At 51.5% G+C, this 15,062-nt stretch carries 14 protein-coding genes and 2 pseudogenes; 8 read left to right on the top strand and 8 right to left on the bottom strand.

Annotated features, from left to right (window positions below):
• Window positions 1–53 precede the first annotated feature (53 nt).
• The 3 genes and pseudogenes from OGV38_RS25085 to smpB all read right to left on the bottom strand — a co-directional run.
• Window positions 54–1,976: pseudogene (locus tag OGV38_RS25085) on the bottom strand (Ig-like domain-containing protein); the annotation flags it as partial.
• A gap of 36 nt (window positions 1,977–2,012) precedes the next feature.
• Window positions 2,013–3,155, bottom strand: a pseudogene (locus OGV38_RS25080) (BapA/Bap/LapF family prefix-like domain-containing protein); the annotation flags it as partial.
• A gap of 581 nt (window positions 3,156–3,736) precedes the next feature.
• The gene (smpB, locus tag OGV38_RS09155) at window positions 3,737–4,219 is read right to left on the bottom strand and encodes an SsrA-binding protein SmpB (protein WP_003031211.1); all 483 of its coding nucleotides are present in this window, start codon (window positions 4,217–4,219) and stop codon (window positions 3,737–3,739) included.
• A gap of 154 nt (window positions 4,220–4,373) precedes the next feature.
• On the opposite strand from smpB, the gene ratA reads away from it, so the two are divergent.
• Together ratA and OGV38_RS09145 are read left to right on the top strand one after the other, a co-directional pair.
• Window positions 4,374–4,817 carry a type II toxin-antitoxin system toxin RatA gene (gene ratA / locus OGV38_RS09150; protein ID WP_003031213.1) on the top strand — a complete coding sequence of 148 codons (444 nt, stop codon included), beginning with the start codon at window positions 4,374–4,376 and terminating at the stop codon, window positions 4,815–4,817.
• Window positions 4,801–5,097, top strand: a complete 297-nt coding sequence (locus OGV38_RS09145; protein ID WP_003839823.1) for an RnfH family protein — start codon at window positions 4,801–4,803, stop codon at window positions 5,095–5,097. Before ratA ends, OGV38_RS09145 begins: the two co-directional genes overlap by 17 nt.
• Window positions 5,098–5,147: 50 nt before the next feature.
• Here OGV38_RS09145 and bamE read toward each other — a convergent pair whose 3' ends face one another.
• The 3 genes from bamE to nadK all read right to left on the bottom strand — a co-directional run bounded on the left by bamE (window position 5,148) and on the right by nadK (window position 8,267).
• Window positions 5,148–5,492, bottom strand: coding sequence for an outer membrane protein assembly factor BamE (bamE, locus tag OGV38_RS09140; protein WP_003826401.1), 345 nt, complete (start codon window positions 5,490–5,492; stop codon window positions 5,148–5,150).
• A 149-nt stretch (window positions 5,493–5,641) separates the two neighbouring features.
• Complete coding sequence (gene recN, locus OGV38_RS09135; RefSeq protein WP_016157188.1) at window positions 5,642–7,303, bottom strand: DNA repair protein RecN; 1,662 nt, start codon at window positions 7,301–7,303, stop codon at window positions 5,642–5,644.
• Window positions 7,304–7,388: 85 nt separating this feature from the next.
• Window positions 7,389–8,267: an NAD(+) kinase gene (nadK, locus tag OGV38_RS09130; RefSeq protein WP_016154073.1), complete on the bottom strand. Its 879-nt coding sequence runs from the start codon at window positions 8,265–8,267 to the stop codon at window positions 7,389–7,391.
• 122 nt (window positions 8,268–8,389) lie between these two features.
• On the opposite strand from nadK, the gene grpE reads away from it, so the two are divergent.
• Window positions 8,390–8,983, top strand: a complete 594-nt coding sequence (gene grpE, locus OGV38_RS09125; RefSeq protein WP_003031221.1) for a nucleotide exchange factor GrpE — start codon at window positions 8,390–8,392, stop codon at window positions 8,981–8,983.
• A gap of 50 nt (window positions 8,984–9,033) precedes the next feature.
• On the opposite strand, the gene OGV38_RS09120 is transcribed toward grpE, so the two are convergent.
• Window positions 9,034–10,323 (bottom strand): HlyC/CorC family transporter, encoded by a 1,290-nt coding sequence (locus OGV38_RS09120; protein ID WP_053089133.1) that lies wholly within the window; start codon window positions 10,321–10,323, stop codon window positions 9,034–9,036.
• An 18-nt stretch (window positions 10,324–10,341) separates the two neighbouring features.
• Window positions 10,342–11,133: a cytochrome C assembly family protein gene (locus tag OGV38_RS09115; protein WP_003031224.1), complete on the bottom strand. Its 792-nt coding sequence runs from the start codon at window positions 11,131–11,133 to the stop codon at window positions 10,342–10,344.
• Between the two features lie 165 nt (window positions 11,134–11,298).
• Between OGV38_RS09115 and ffh the strand changes: the two genes are divergently transcribed.
• From ffh to rplS, 5 genes are all read left to right on the top strand, one after another.
• On the top strand, window positions 11,299–12,660 hold the full coding sequence (gene ffh / locus OGV38_RS09110) for a signal recognition particle protein (protein WP_003031226.1): 1,362 nt from the start codon (window positions 11,299–11,301) through the stop codon (window positions 12,658–12,660).
• 253 nt (window positions 12,661–12,913) lie between these two features.
• Window positions 12,914–13,162 carry a 30S ribosomal protein S16 gene (rpsP, locus tag OGV38_RS09105; protein WP_003031228.1) on the top strand — a complete coding sequence of 83 codons (249 nt, stop codon included), beginning with the start codon at window positions 12,914–12,916 and terminating at the stop codon, window positions 13,160–13,162.
• An 18-nt stretch (window positions 13,163–13,180) separates the two neighbouring features.
• Entirely contained in the window at window positions 13,181–13,729 is a 549-nt protein-coding gene (rimM, locus tag OGV38_RS09100; protein ID WP_003031230.1) for a ribosome maturation factor RimM, read from the top strand.
• Between the two features lie 44 nt (window positions 13,730–13,773).
• Window positions 13,774–14,541, top strand: a complete 768-nt coding sequence (gene trmD, locus OGV38_RS09095; RefSeq protein WP_016157187.1) for a tRNA (guanosine(37)-N1)-methyltransferase TrmD — start codon at window positions 13,774–13,776, stop codon at window positions 14,539–14,541.
• Between the two features lie 41 nt (window positions 14,542–14,582).
• Window positions 14,583–14,930 (top strand): 50S ribosomal protein L19, encoded by a 348-nt coding sequence (gene rplS, locus OGV38_RS09090; RefSeq protein ID WP_002914145.1) that lies wholly within the window; start codon window positions 14,583–14,585, stop codon window positions 14,928–14,930.
• The last annotated feature ends 132 nt before the right edge of the window (window positions 14,931–15,062 follow it).

The following is a 15,062-nucleotide window of genomic DNA, read 5'->3' as shown; positions in this document are numbered from 1 at the left end:
ACGGTAACGCTGACCACTGTGGGTGAGGTGATGACATTACCGGCGGCATCGGTTGCCGATACCGTAAACTGATGAGTGCGATCGCTGAGCACCTGATTTCCCGGAACGGTATAGCTCCAGGTGCCTGAACTGTCGACAAGAATAACCGTCATCAACAGACTGCCATCGTACAGGCTCACCAGTGAACCTGGTTCACCGGTACCCGAGAGGGTTGGCGTGTTATCGTTGGTGACCCAACCGTTATTTGCAACGTTGCCCGTAATGCTGCCAACATCATCGTTAACCAACGTTATTACTGGAACGGTTGGGGCGATGCTATCGACAATAATTTTCCAACTGGCCGCGCTGCTGGTGTTGTTGGCAGCGTCTGTTGCCGTCACCGTAAATACGTGCGCGCCCTGGCTTAGTGCTGCGGTGGGCGTATAGTTCCAGTTACCGTTGTTATCAGCGGTAACGGTCGCAAGCAGGGTGCCATTATCATAAATTTTGACCCGCGAACCTGCTTCGGCGATGCCTTCAATTTTCGGTTTATCGTCGTTGGTTAACCCATTGTTATTGATGGGGGCAGTGAAATCGTCAACATCATCAGTAACGGCAATAATAACTGGCTGGTTTGGTGCAGTGATATCCGGAGCCAACGCGGAGGTAGGCTGACTCTCGTTATTGCTGCTGTCCGTTGCGGTGACTTTTACCGTTTCGCCGTTCTTTTGCGACGGCGCTATAGACACGGTGAAATTGCCGCCGCTGTCAGCCTAGCCTATGCCAATCGGGTTACCGTTGCTGTCTTTAACGGTGACGGTGCTTCCCGCTTCAGCATGTCCGCTTACAGAACCGCCGTCTCCGGCGACGGTGACGCCGGTTGGCGCATCAGGTGCCGTGGTGTCCGGTGCGTTGACAGAGGCGTCGTTGCCCTTGTTGCCTGCGGTGTCGGTCGCATTTGCCGTAAGGGTCTCGCCGTTGGTTTGCGGCGGAACCAGCGTTGCGGTGAAATCCCCATCCGTATCGGCAGTTGCCGTACCAATGATATTGCCATCTGGATCCAGAATATTGACCGTACTGTTGGGTTCGGCCTTGCCGGTGACCTGGTCGCCAGTGCCATTAACTAGCAGGTTTGTTGGGGGCTGTGGCGCGGTAATGTCTGGTGCAAGCGCTGTTTCAGGCAGGCTTGGGTTTCCTGCCGGATCGGTTGCGATGGCTTCAATGGTTTCGCCATTGGTCTGTGGTGGGTTAATGGTGATGGTAAATGAGCCGTCCGTTCCGGCGACGCCGCTGCCGATCTGAGTTCCGCCACTGCCGGTGATAACCACGGTATTGCCTGGATCGGTCGTTCCGGTGACGACAGTCCCATCCGCAGATACGTTGAGATCATCAGGTGGCGACGGTGGCTGGGTGTCGATGTTGATATTGAACGCTGGTGACATACCTCCTGTACCTGACTGGTTTGTCGCGGTGGCGGTGAAGGCGTGTAGCTCATCTGATAACGGGGAGCTGGAAGTCCATGTCCAGTTACCGTTACCGTCAGCCAGTACGCTGTCGATAATTGTGCCGTTGTCGTAAATAGTCACCGTGCTGTTGGCGTCGGCAGTGCCAGAGAGCGTGGGGGTATTATCGTTGGTGGCCTGATTATTGCTCAATGGTCCGGTTGAGGGGGCAAAATCATCCATTATGCTGACGATAACAGGCACGCCCGGGTAGCCAGAGTTGGTGGCATTGAAAGAGGTATCTGGCCCGATGTTGCCTGCCTGGTCCTGAATTTTCGCGATCAGCGCTTCACCGTGCGTCTGTGAGGGCGAAATCGCGATGACGAAATTGCCGGTTTGACCGACCGTAGTTGAACCCAAAACCTGATTATTACTGCCGATGATAATGACCAGGCTTCCCGCCTCAGCGCGACCAGTTACCTCGGTACCTTCTGGATTAACGGAGGAAATGACTGCGGCTGCAGGCGGGGTGGTATCAACGGTGAATGTCGGCACGCGCGTTTCCGCGCTCACGTTACCCGCGGCGTCAGTTTGCGTCAGCGTCAGATTGTGAACACCATCGCTGAGCGGAATGTCTGGTGTAAATGTCCAGTTCCCATTGTCATCCACCCGGACCATGCCGATCAGAATGCCGTTATCAGAAATGCTGATGAAACTACCTACTTCGCCTGTACCAGTGAGCGTCGGCGTAGCATCGTCGGTTACGCCGTTATTGGCGATAAAGCCGGTAATGGAACCGACATTGTCGGTTTCCTGAGTGACCACGGGGGCGTCGGGGGCAAGCGAATCGACAATAATTTCCCAACTGTCCGACATGCCACTGCTGCCCGTACCGTCTGAAGCGCTGACGGTAAACTGGTGCGTGCCGTCTGCCAGAGGAGAGGATGGCGTAAACGACCAGTTGCCGTTGGCATCGATTGTCACCTGGCCTATTTCGACGCCGTTATCAAAAATATGTAATGTGGCATTCGCGGGGCCGGTGCCCTGGAGTGTCGGCGTATTATCGTTGGTGGATTCCTGCTGATTGACAGGGCCAGTAATCAGGTCCTGGTTATCGATTATGCTGGTGATAACGGGTACGTCAGGCCTGTTAGGGGTTGTCGTTGGCGGTGTGCCGCCATCACCGTCACCGTCGCCATCACCGTCGCCATTACCGTTACCGTTACCTTCGCCGTTGCCACCGTTGCCATTGCCGCCGCTACCATTGCCGTTCCCGGCATTACCGTTTCCAGCGTTATTATCGCTCCCACCGCCGCCGCCGCCGCCACCCGCAGCGAGGCCAATCCCGCCAGCGACAGCGATCCCGCCAAGAACCCACGGCCAGACGGCGCCGCCTTCATGACTGCCTTCGGCCGTCATCAGCGGTGTGAGATCGTCCAGGTGCTGGAAATGGAATGCTCCGTCAGTATCCTGAACCCACCACAGTGCGCCATTACTGTCCTCCAGAACAAGTTGGTTTTGCGCTTCGCCTTTTCCGAGGTAGAAATTTTTAATGGTGATGGTTTCACCTGAGCGGAGTGTGACAACCAGATCCTGATTAACGCGCGTGAGTTGACTCACCTCCTCACGCGACACAGACAGTTTCACGATAGAAGGTGAACTGAGCGTAACTTCAGAGGCTTCAACATTTGTGGAAACGCCAGTTAATTTTGATACAACGGCGAGTAGACGCATATGTTCACTCCTGATGGCATGCCGGGAGTATTAATCCGCAACAGCGCGCTGGGAAAATGAGCAGACAGGGGCTCCGTTCATCATAAAGATGAATTTACACATGTAATTTCATTGATTAGGTCACATAGATGTTAGTTTATTGATTAAATACGTCTGGGTCCTTTCGGCTGAATAGTTCTTTCGTATTAGATGATATAGTCAGAAAGAAAGTATTCTGCAACTTATCCATATTAAAAAAGTAATTAGTCATTTGAAAAGGATACTTTCCAGTTTGCTTTTAACGGTTGTTTTCATGGCAACTAATTGTATTTAAATGATTTTGTTTTTATTGAAATGAATGTCAATATAATAAACAATAGTAATAATAGTGTTATTAAATAAATGGAAATATGAATGCTATGGTCTTGAACTTTTATATTATTGGACTATAGACCGCAACGGTAATGGCAGGGGGTTTATTTCATATCTGAACGATTCAGCATAAATAAACTATAAACTCGGTGAATGTATTGTGTGGGTTTCGATAACTAAAAAATAAGAACCAGTCTCAGGAGGAGAGACTGGTCACAGGGGAGTAGCATTTAGCGGCCAGCATTTTTCATGATACGCGCTTTATCTAACTGCCATTCGCGTTCTTTCACATCAGAGCGCTTGTCGTGCTGTTTCTTACCTTTCGCAACGCCAATTTTCACTTTGCACCAGGCATTCTTCCAGTACAACGAAAGCGCAACGACGGTATAACCATCACGATTCATACGACCATACAGGGAGTCGAGTTCACGCTGGTTTAACAACAGTTTACGGGTCCGAGTGGGGTCGCATACCACGTGTGTTGAGGCCACCGCCATTGGCGTGAAGTTGGCGCCAAACAGGAACGCTTCGCCGTCTTTGAGTATGACATAGCTGTCGCCGATGTTGGCTTTACCCGCGCGCAGGGATTTGACTTCCCAACCTTGCAGGGCGAGTCCTGCTTCGAACTCTTCTTCAATAAAGTATTCGTGTCGTGCGCGCTTGTTTAGCGCGATTGTGGCTGAGCCAGGTTTGTGTGCTTTTTTCTTCGTCATAATGCCGCTCAGTATAGGTAATCTGGAATCGAAAAACACCCCATTTCATCCAGCGGGGCGCAAGGCGCTATCTTAGCACGAGTTAGGCTATAGCGTTTTTTTTAGCGGGTGATAAATGGTATTATTTGTGTGATTGATATTGATGGGAATTGTTATGCCTCAGATTAGCCGGACCGCTTTAGTACCCTACAGTGCGGAACAGATGTATCAGCTAGTGAATGACGTTAAGTCCTATCCTCAGTTTTTGCCGGGTTGCACCGGTAGCCGCGTACTGGAGTCGACTCCGGGACAAATGACGGCCGCTGTGGATGTCTCGAAAGCAGGGATCAGTAAAACGTTCACCACGCGCAATCAACTGACCAGTAATCAGAGCATTCTGATGCATCTGGTCGATGGGCCGTTCAAGAAGCTGATTGGCGGCTGGAAGTTTACGCCACTGAGTCATGAAGCGTGTCGTATTGAATTTCACCTCGATTTTGAGTTCACCAATAAGTTAATCGAGCTGGCGTTTGGCCGTATCTTTAAAGAACTGGCTTCAAATATGGTGCAGGCCTTCACGGTTCGCGCGAAAGAGGTTTACAGTGTCAGCGTCGGCTAAAATTGTCGTTGAAGTGGCGTACGCGCTACCCGAGAAACAGTATTTACAGCGCGTAACGCTGCAGCAGGGCGCAACGGTGGAAGAGGCTATCCGCGCTTCCGGGCTGCTGGAATTACGTACCGATATCGATCTCAGTAAAAATAAAGTGGGTATCTACAGCCGTCCGGTAAAGCTTGCTGATGTTCTACATGACGGCGATCGGGTGGAAATTTACCGGCCACTGATTGCTGACCCAAAAGAGCTGCGCAGACAGCGAGCAGAGAAATCCGCTAAAAAGTAACAGACAATAAAAAAGGTGCTCATTGAGCACCTTTTTTTGATCTCTCAAACCTACTTGTTATCGGTCAAAGCGGGTTTGTTATCAATGTTGGTCAATACGCCGCTGCTGTTAAAGGTCAGCGTCAGCGTTTGCTGGGTTACGCCTTCATGTCCAGGTTGCTGACGGAACACATAAAACCAGGTGTTAGTGCCAAAAGGATCGGACATCATTGGTGTACCCAGAGCATAAGCAACCTGCTGTTGCGTCATACCCGTGCGCACTTTAGCGACATCGGTAGGTGTCAGATAATTTCCCTGGTTGATGTCAGGGCGGTAAACCACTCGCTCCAGAGTGGAACAGCCTGCAGTCAACATCAGTAGTACTGCTGCAGCAGCAGTCAGCGTTTTACAGCGCATAGTGATTTGATTCCTTTTCGGGCCCGAGCAGTACGCGGCTCATATGTAATATGCCGATGATAATAGACCTTTCACCACTTTAAAACCTTTTGCTGTCGGGTCGGTCGGCGATTTTATGTTGAACTCAGACCTTCACAAGGTAAAAAAGTTTATGCCGCCAGCAGTTCTTTTGCATTTGCGAGGGTATTGCGCGTCACTTCGCTACCGCCAAGTAGACGGGCTAATTCCTGCAGGCGAGCGCGTTTATCAAGCGGCTGCATGTGTGTTTCCGTCATCGCGCCATCTGTTTCTTTGCTGACATAGAAATGTTGATGACCACAGCCCGCAACCTGCGGCAGGTGAGTAACACACATTACCTGCGTTGACTCGCCCAACTGTCGCAACATTTTACCCACTACCGCAGCCGTCGGGCCGCTGATACCAACATCCACCTCATCGAAAATTAGCGCAGGCGTTTCCATCTTACGTGCTGTAATGACCTGAATAGCCAGCGCAATACGTGACAGTTCCCCGCCGGAAGCGACTTTCGCAATTGGCTGTAACGGCTGACCTGGGTTAGTGGTCACTTTAAACTCCACGCGATCGGCACCGTCTGCGCTCAGATGATGCTCCTCAAATTTCACATCAATGCAAAAGACACCGTGCGGCATCGAGAGAGCATGCATGCTCTCTGTAATAAGTTGCCCCAGTTCCTGCGCATAATGCTGACGCTGTTGGTGCAGCATTTTTGCCGTTTCCAGCGCCTGCTGGTGGTGATTGTTCACCGCCAGGGTTAAGGTTTCGAGCGAGTCGGCCTGATCGTCCAGTTGCTGTTGTTCATCCAGCAACGACTGATAGAACTGTGGCAGCACTTCAGGGGCAACATGATGTTTACGCGCCAACGAGATTTGCCTGGAGATACGCTGTTCGAGTTCGAACAAGCGGTTAGGGTCTAAATCCAGACGATCGCAATAGTGGCGCAGCTCGTCGCTGGCTTCGCTGAGCTGGATGGTGGCCTCTTCCAGCATATCCAGAATACCTGAAAGTTTGCCGTCCATGCCTGCCAGTTCAGTGACCAGGTGTTTTGCGGTGTACAGTTGGCTTTGCAGATTGATGTCTTCACCATCAGCCAGGATAGCCAGCGCCTGTTGGCTGGTGGTGAGCAATTGCCCACTGTTAGCCAGGCGCTTGTACTCTTCATCAATTTGCTCAAACTCACCCGGCTGCGGATTGAATTCGTTCAGTTCCTTTAACTGGTATTGCAACAATTCCGCCCGGGCTGCGCGTTCCAGGCTTTGTTGCTGATGATGCGCCAGGTCACGACAACTTTGGTGCCACAGTTGGTAGCGCGCAGCCATTTCCTGGGTCAGAGACGCTTCATTGGCGTAACCATCAAGCAGGGATTTTTGGTGTTCTGATTTTGTCAGGAGCTGATGCGCATGCTGGCCATGGATTTGAATAAGTAACTGGCCCAGCTCGCGCAACTGCGATAACGGAACGGCGGTTCCGTTAATAAACCCACGGGAGCGGCCATCGCTGCTGATAACGCGACGCAGCAAACACTCACGGCCTTCCTCAAGCTGGTTCTCTTCCAGCCAGCGCAGGGCTGCGGGGGTATCTTTTAAGGCAAAACGGGCGCAGAGGTCGGCTCGCATGGCGCCTGCACGCACCATGTCTGCGTCTGCGCGTCCGCCCAGACACAAACCGAGAGCATCAATGGCAATGGACTTACCCGCACCGGTCTCACCGGTGATAACGGTCATTCCGTTCTGGAAATCGATCTCAAGTTCACGAACGATAGCAAAATTGCTGATGGTCAGTTGTGCCAACATAGCTGTTTTCCTGTATGAAAAACCATAACTGTAATTTCATACAGTATAAACTGGTTTTTTATACAGTAAAGAGGTTGGCGTTAAATTAGAATAATTTTTTTGACCAACCAAGCTTAGTGCTTAATGTGTTGAAATAGCTGTAATCTTTTGGATGTATCAGGTTCAGATGATAATCACAGCGGCGAATCAATACGTCTTCACCTTCCTGTATAGGTAGGGCGATTTGGCTGTCACAGCTGATCTCCAGATCGTTACGGCGATGGGAAAAGCGCAGGCGAATGGTGCTGCTACTGTTGATCACCAGCGGTCGCGCGGAAAGCGTATGCGGAAACATGGGTACCAGCGTAATGGCATCCAGAGAAGGCGTCAGAATTGGGCCTCCGGCAGAGAGCGAGTAGGCGGTAGAGCCGGTCGGCGTCGAGATAATCAGCCCATCTGAACGTTGGGAGAAGGCAAAAATTTCATCGATATAGACTTCAAATTCAATCATGTGCGCCACTTTCCCGGGGTGCAGCACAACTTCATTGATGGCAGTGCTAATGCGCTTCTGGCAATCCTGTTGACACACCTGAGCTTCGAGTAAAAAGCGCTTTTCACTGATGTAGTGGCCTTCCAGCACGTCAGCTAACTGTTGTTGGGCATTGTCTGGGTCAAGGTCGGTCAAAAAACCGAGGTTGCCGCGGTTAATGCCAATAACCTTGATGTCATAACGTGCCAGGGTGCGTGCGGCGCCCAGCATATTGCCGTCGCCGCCGACAACCACGGCGAGGTCTGCCTGTTGGCCAATCTCTGCGAGCGTACCAGTTTTCACATTTTTCAGCTGCAGTTCGTGGGCGATTTGTTGCTCAACGATAACCTCATAACCTTTGGTGCACAGCCAACGGTAGAGCATTTCATGTGTGGTCAGTGCAGTGGGGTGACGTGGATGCCCCACAATGCCAATACACTTGAAATGTTTGTTCATTTTCTCGAGGTCCTTGTAACGAAGATTAGTGACAATGTGAGTACTTCCCTTGAATCCCTGAATCTGATCCCCATAATAAGCCAAGTTAGCGAGATGAATGCGAAAAAAACGCGGAGAAATTCATGAGTAGTAAAGAACAGAAAACGCCTGAGGGGCAAGCCCCGGAAGAAATTATCATGGATCAGCACGAAGAAGTTGAGGCGGTTGAATCAGACGCTTCTGCTGAGCAGGTGGATCCGCGCGATGAAAAAATTGCGAATCTGGAAGCTCAGCTTGCTGAGGCCGAAACTCGCGAGCGCGACAGCGTGTTGCGTATCAAAGCGGAAATGGAAAACCTGCGTCGTCGTACCGAACTGGACGTAGAAAAAGCGCATAAGTTTGCGCTGGAAAAATTCGTCAACGAACTGCTGCCGGTGCTGGATAGCCTGGACCGCGCGCTGGAAGTGGCGGACAAAGATAATGACGCTATGGCGGCGATGGTTGAAGGTATTGAGCTGACCCGTAAGTCAATGCTGGATGTCGTGGCGAAGTTTGGTGTACAGGTGGTTGCGGATATCGATGTGCCGATGGACCCGAACGTGCACCAGGCAATTGCAATGGTAGAGTCCGACGACGTTGCTGCCGGTAATGTGCTGATGGTAATGCAGAAAGGCTATACCCTGAACGGACGTACCATCCGCGCCGCGATGGTCTCTGTGGCTAAAGCCAAAGGCTAATCAGCCTTCAGGCCGGGTAATGCTCACGCGCTACCCGGCCTGAATTACTCTCACTGGTCCGACACGCTTTCCCGTAGCGGTTTGACCGGCAATACCTGCACCTGTTTAATCATATTGTCCTGCACGTCGAGAATATCGATATCGTACTGTCCGATGCGCACACACGTGCCGGCAACCGGGATCTCTTCCAGCGCTTCAAGAATAATACCATTCACGGTACGTGCGTCATCTTCCGGCAGGTGCCAGTTAAACGCCTTATTGATTTCACGAACGTTGGCGCTGCCGTCAATGATCACCGAGCCATCATTCTGCGGCGTTACCTCTTCGGCAAGCGTGGGTGACATTGAAGTGGTGAAGTCGCCGACAATCTCTTCCAGAATATCTTCGACCGTGACCAGCCCCTGAATATCGCCATATTCATTAACAACCAGACCCACTTTCTTCTTGTTTCGCTGAAACTTAATGAGCTGGGTGCTGAGAGGCGTACCTTCCGGGACGTAATAAATTTCGTCGGCGGCACGTAACATGGTCTCTTTGGTGAACTCTTTTTTCTCTGCCATCAATCGCCAGGCTTCACGTACGCGCAGCATACTGATGGCGTCGTCCAGCGAGTCGCGGTACAGCACAATACGGCCGTGTGGAGAGTGCGAAAGCTGACGCACGATTGACTTCCAGTCATCGTTAATATCAATGCCGATGATTTCGTTACGCGGGATCATGATGTCATCGACGCTGACTTTTTCCAGATCCAGCACTGACAGCAGCATATCCTGGTTACGGCGTGAAATTTGCGAGCGCGATTCATTCACCAGCGTTCGCAGTTCATCTTTACTCAGCGAACCGCTCACCACGATATCCGTTTTGATGCCCATCATGCGCATAAGTAGCCGCGTGATGGTGTTGAGTAGCCACACCAACGGCATCATCAGAATCTGCAGTGGAGCCAGCAGTACACTGCTCGGATAGGCAACTTTTTCTGGATACAGCGCGGCAATAGTTTTGGGCAGTACTTCGGCAAAAACCAGCACGACAAACGTCAGTACCCCAGTGGCAATAGCGACACCCGCATCGCCATACAGGCGCATACCGACAATGGTGCCGAGCGCGGAGGCCAGAATATTCACCAGATTATTACCGATGAGCACCAGGCTTATCAGGCGGTCCGGCTTACGAAGTAGCTTTTCAACGCGTTTTGCCTGACGATTTCCCTGCTTGGCCCGATGACGTAGACGATAGCGATTCAGGGTCATCATTCCGGTTTCAGAACCGGAAAAATAGGCGGAAATGACCACCATGATGAGAAGCGTGATAATGAGCGTGGTGGTGGAGATGTGTTCCACGTAGGGTTCCTTAAAGATTTAACTCACGAACTGCTGCAGGATACGACTGCCGAAATAGGCCAGCGTTAGAATGCCTGCGCCTGCGACGTTAAACCATACGACGCGACGTCCGCGCCAGCCTTCATGGTAATGCCCCCACAACAGAACGATATAGACAAACCATGCCACGATAGAGAGAACGGCTTTATCAATGTTCTCGGTACTGAACAGGTTATGCATGTAAAACAGGCCAGTGCACAGGGTGAGCGTCAGCAGAACCACGCCAATTTGGGTGATATGAAACATTTTCCGCTCAATACTCATTAGCGGCGGCATCTCATTGCTGAAGGCCAGTTTTTTGTTTTTCAACTGGTAGTCGATCCATGCCAGTTGCAGCGCATACAGTGCGGCGATAATCAGCGTGGCGTAAGCGAATAGCGATAGCCCGATGTGAATCATCATGCCCGGTGTAGCTTCGAGATGGGTGATGAACTCGTTCGGCATAAACGTGGCGAAGGCCAGGTTGATTAGCGCAAAGGCGTAGACAATGGGCAGCAATAGCCAGCCACGATTGCGGGAAGCGACGATAGTCATTACCGTACAGATCATCAGGCTAACCAGTGAGCCGACGTTCAACAGACTCAGGTTTTGTCCGCTTTCACCGCCGGGCAGAATTCGCGCTTCCAGGGCGATAGCATGACTTACCAGCGCGACGACCGCAGAGAGAATAGCCATACGCCGCCAGCCGCTGTTTTTTTGCAGCAGAGCGGGAATAATCAGCGCGAGGCTGACTGAGTAGGCGACAAGGGCGAGCAGAGCAAAAACGGGCATATAGGTGTCGACAGTTGGCCAGTGATAAAGAAAAGCAGTATAGCGTTACGTGACCGCTGCTCCAACCGTTGCATAACAACAAAGGCGGCTTCATGTTATACTGCGACAAATTTCTGTTGATGTGTCGCTGTCGCGACCGACCGTTTCCACCCCAGGCGAGAGACAATGTTTGATAATTTAACCGATCGTTTGTCGCGCACGCTGCGCAATATCAGTGGCCGTGGACGCCTTACTGAAGACAACGTTAAAGAGACGCTGCGCGAAGTGCGCATGGCGCTGCTGGAGGCTGACGTAGCGCTGCCGGTAGTGCGTGAGTTTATCAATCGCGTAAAAGAGAAAGCGGTTGGTCATGAAGTTAACAAAAGCCTGACGCCGGGTCAGGAGTTCGTCAAGATTGTCCGTAACGAACTGGTTGCGGCAATGGGCGAAGAAAACCAGACCCTGAATCTGGCTGCACAGCCGCCAGCCGTTGTGCTGATGGCTGGTCTGCAGGGGGCGGGTAAAACGACCAGTGTCGGTAAGCTGGGGAAATTCCTGCGTGAGAAGCACAAGAAGAAAGTGCTGGTGGTCTCCGCGGACGTTTATCGCCCGGCGGCGATAAAACAGCTGGAAACGCTGGCCGAGCAGGTCGGTGTGGACTTCTTCCCGTCGGATGTCGGCCAGAAGCCGGTCGATATCGTTAACGCCGCGCTGAAAGAAGCCAAACTCAAATTCTACGACGTGCTGCTGGTGGATACCGCTGGTCGCCTGCACGTTGATGAAGCGATGATGGACGAAATCAAACAGGTCCATGCTTCTATCAAGCCGGTTGAAACGCTGTTTGTGGTCGACGCCATGACCGGTCAGGATGCCGCGAATACCGCAAAAGCCTTCAACGAAGCGCTGCCGTTAACCGGTGTCGTGCTGACCAAAGTTGATGGTGATGCTCGTGGTGGTGCGGCGCTCTCTATTCGTCATATCACCGGCAAGCCGATTAAATTCCTCGGCGTCGGCGAGAAAACCGAAGCGCTGGAGCCGTTCCACCCGGATCGTATTGCTTCGCGTATTCTCGGCATGGGTGACGTGCTGTCGCTGATCGAAGATATCGAAAGCAAGGTTGACCGCGCGCAGGCAGAGAAATTAGCCAGCAAGCTGAAAAAAGGCGACGGCTTCGATCTCAACGATTTCCTTGAGCAGCTCAACCAGATGAAAAACATGGGCGGCATGGCAAGCCTGATGGGCAAGCTGCCGGGCATGGGGCAGATCCCAGACAACGTGAAATCGCAGATGGACGATAAAGTGCTGGTGCGTATGGAAGCCATCATCAACTCGATGACGATGAAAGAACGCGCTAAGCCGGAAATCATCAAAGGTTCCCGTAAACGCCGTATTGCTGCCGGCTGCGGTATGCAGGTACAGGACGTAAACCGCCTTCTGAAACAGTTCGACGACATGCAGCGCATGATGAAGAAAATGAAGAAAGGCGGTATGGCGAAGATGATGCGTGGCATGAAGGGTATGATGCCGCCAGGCTTCCCTGGTAGATAAATATATCGGGCTACCTAATTTGCCTTTTTTACGTCGGGGTGGGCTCGAAATGCTCACGTACTGCATGTACGTTCCGCTTTCTGCGTGCACACCGACGCCAAACTGGCTGCAACGGTAATGCCCAGGTATAAAGCCTCATCACATGTTGATTGCTTTTTTCCCAGAAATCAGTAAAATTTTCGGGCTTTTAATATGACACCCGGGCTCCGTTCCTCGATGGGGCCTGGGTGTTTTATTCACACAAGAGGATGTTATGGTTACTATTCGTTTAGCTCGTCACGGCGCTAAAAAGCGTCCGTTCTACCAGGTTGTTGTTACCGACAGCCGTAATGCACGCAACGGTCGCTTCATCGAGCGCGTTGGCTTCTTTAACCCAATCGCTAGCGAAAAAGAAGAAGGCACTCGCCTGGATCTGGATCGCATCGCTCACTGGGTTGGCCAGGGCGCGACTATTTCTGATCGCGTAGCTACGCTGATCAAAGCAGCAAACAAAGCAGCTTAATCTGTCACGGTGGTCATGATGAGCAAGCAACTCGCCGCGCAGGCTCCTGTGGAACCCATCGTTTTGGGGAAAATGGGGTCTTCTTACGGTATCCGTGGTTGGCTCAGAGTGTTTTCTTCCACTGAAGACGCCGAAAGCATTTTTGACTATCAGCCCTGGTTTATCCAGAAGGCGGGTCAGTGGCAGCAAGTACAGCTGGAAAGCTGGAAGCACCACAATCAGGATCTGATCATCAAGCTGAAAGGCGTTGACGATCGTGATTCGGCGAATCTACTGACTAATTGCGAAATTGTCGTGGATTCCTCGCAGTTGCCAGCGCTGGAAGATGGTTCCTACTACTGGAAAGACCTTATGGGCTGCCAGGTAGTGACCACTGAAGGTTACGATCTCGGTAAAGTCGTCGATATGATGGAAACCGGTTCGAATGACGTCATTGTCATTAAGGCAAACCTGAAAGATGCGTTTGGTATCAAGGAACGTCTTGTACCGTTCCTCGATGGGCAGGTTATCAAGAAAGTCGATCTCGCTACTCGTACTATCGAAGTAGATTGGGATCCTGGTTTTTAAACCACCGGATAAACGGTAAAAGTCGGCGTTATGGGGATTGGCTTGTGTTTATAGGTATCGTTAGCCTGTTTCCAGAAATGTTCCGCGCAATTACCGATTACGGGGTAACTGGCCGGGCAGTAAAAAATGGCCTGCTGAACATCCAGAGCTGGAGTCCTCGTGACTTTACTCATGACCGGCACCGTACCGTGGACGATCGTCCTTACGGCGGCGGACCGGGGATGTTAATGATGGTGCAACCTTTACGGGACGCCATTCATGCAGCAAAAGCTGCGGCTGGTGAAGGCGCAAAGGTGATTTATCTGTCACCTCAGGGACGCAAGCTTGATCAAGCGGGCGTTAGCGAACTGGCCACGAATCAAAAGCTGATTCTGGTGTGTGGTCGCTATGAAGGAATAGATGAGCGCGTGATTCAAACCGAAATTGACGAAGAATGGTCAATCGGCGATTACGTTCTCAGCGGTGGTGAGTTACCGGCAATGACGCTTATCGACTCCGTATCTCGGTTTATTCCGGGAGTTCTGGGTCATGAAGCTTCGGCAATCGAAGATTCGTTTGCTGATGGGTTGCTGGATTGCCCGCACTATACCCGACCTGAAGTGTTAGAACAGATGGAAGTACCGGCAGTGTTACTGTCGGGGAACCACGCTGAGATACGTCGCTGGCGTTTAAAACAGTCGCTGGGCCGGACCTGGCTTAGAAGACCTGAACTTCTGGAAAACCTGGCTCTGACTGAAGAGCAAGCAAGGTTGCTGGCGGAGTTCAAAACGGAACACGCACAACAGCAGCATAAACATGATGGGCTGGTCTGAGACCCCCAAATATCAGTTTACCCAGGATAAGAGATTAAATTATGAGCAACATTATTAAGCAACTTGAACAAGAGCAGATGAAGCAGGACGTACCTTCCTTCCGTCCGGGTGATACCGTGGAAGTGAAAGTATGGGTTGTTGAAGGTTCCAAAAAACGTCTGCAGGCATTCGAGGGCGTGGTTATCGCTATTCGTAACCGCGGTCTGCACTCTGCATTCACTGTTCGTAAAATTTCCAACGGCGAAGGCGTTGAGCGTGTCTTCCAGACTCACTCTCCGGTAGTTGACAGCATTGCTGTTAAACGTCGTGGTGCTGTTCGTAAAGCTAAACTGTACTACCTGCGTGAGCGCACTGGTAAGTCTGCTCGTATCAAAGAGCGTCTTAACTAAGATTCGCGCAAGCGACATCCTGTTAGAAAAGGGCTGGCCGAAAGGCTGGCCCTTTTTTTGTGCACAGAAAACCCCCAGCTAGGCTGGGGGTTCCGGAAAGCTTTCAGCTTTGGGCCAGTTATTAAAACCCCT

The sequence above is a fragment of the Citrobacter sp. Cb080 genome (assembly GCF_030334745.1).
Lineage (GTDB): Bacteria > Pseudomonadota > Gammaproteobacteria > Enterobacterales > Enterobacteriaceae > Citrobacter > Citrobacter braakii.
The sequence above is the reverse complement of the archived record's forward strand: the minus strand, read 5'-3'. Positions and strand labels throughout refer to the sequence as shown.